We start from the raw sequence: 815 nt of genomic DNA, 5'->3' as shown, positions 1-815 counted from the left end.
GGCGACGGCGCCGTCCCGAGGCGGAGCGCGTCGACGGCCTCATTGCTGCGCGGCAGCACCAGGCGGAACCAGAAGGTCGAGCCCGCCCCCTCCCGGCTGTCCATGCCGATCTCGCCGCCCATCAGCGTGACGAGGTGCCGCGAGATCGCGAGGCCGAGGCCGGTGCCGCCGAAGCGCCGGCTGATCGAGCCGTCGACCTGGCTGAAGCGCTTGAACAGGCGCTCCTGCTGCGCCGGCGCGATGCCGATCCCGGTATCGGTGACGGCGAACCGGACCACGTCGCCGGGACCGCCCTCGGGCGCGATACCCTCGCCCTCCCGGCGCACGGTCACGATCACCGAGCCCTCGGGGGTGAACTTAACCGCGTTGTTGAGCAGGTTGAGCAGCACCTGCCGCAGGCGGCCGGGATCGCCGACCACGACGCGCGGAAGCGCCGGGTCGATCTCGGCCTCGATCCACAATCCGCTCCGGAGCGCACTGCCGCGCACGATCGAGACCGTGCTGTCCACGAGCGCGGCCAGCGGGAACCCGACCGGGTCGAGGGTCAGCTCGCCGGCCTCGATCTTCGAGAAGTCGAGGATGTCGTTGACCACGGTGAGGAGGGCCGCCCCGGAACTGTGGATCAGTTCCAGCCGCCGCCGGTCCTCGTCGCGGATCGCGCTCTCGTCGAGGAGCAGGTCGGCGTAACCCAGGATGCCGTTGAGCGGCGTGCGGATCTCGTGGCTCATCGCGGCCAGGAACTCGCTCTTGGCCGCGCTCGCCCGCTCGGCGTCGGCCCGCGCGGCCAAGAGCGAGTTCCTGGCCGCGATGAGCCA

1 protein-coding gene is annotated in these 815 nt (G+C 71.5%); it reads right to left on the bottom strand.

What is annotated here, in order from left to right:
• Window positions 1–815 (bottom strand): ATP-binding protein (locus tag FV228_RS31275; protein WP_246694108.1); only part of this gene is annotated, 815 nt, incomplete at both ends.

Origin of the sequence: Methylobacterium sp. WL18, assembly GCF_008040015.1 — a bacterium.
GTDB classification, from domain to species: domain Bacteria; phylum Pseudomonadota; class Alphaproteobacteria; order Rhizobiales; family Beijerinckiaceae; genus Methylobacterium; species Methylobacterium mesophilicum.
The sequence above is the reverse complement of the archived record's forward strand: the minus strand, read 5'-3'. Positions and strand labels throughout refer to the sequence as shown.